Below are 251 nucleotides of genomic sequence, written 5' to 3' on the forward strand. Positions count from 1 at the left end.
CACTGTATTTCACGCTGTGTTCGTCGTGCATTTTTATGTGGAGAAGACCGTTTTACTGGTCAATCTTACGAGCATCGACGAGGCTGGGTTGAAGATAAGCTGCTTGAATTAGCGAAGGTATTTTGTATTGATGTATGTGCTTACGCTGTTATGAGTAATCACACCCACTTAGTACTGTATGTTGATGATAAAAAAGCGAATCGATTAAACGATAAAGCGATTATCATTCGCTGGCATAAGCTCTGTAAAGG

General features: G+C 40.2%; 1 pseudogene. It reads left to right on the top strand.

Going from position 1 to position 251, the window contains the following annotated elements:
* Nucleotides 1-251: pseudogene (locus NRL14_RS20995) on the top strand (transposase); the annotation flags it as partial.

Source organism: Pseudoalteromonas sp. 20-92, assembly GCF_030847595.1.
GTDB lineage: Bacteria > Pseudomonadota > Gammaproteobacteria > Enterobacterales > Alteromonadaceae > Pseudoalteromonas > Pseudoalteromonas fuliginea.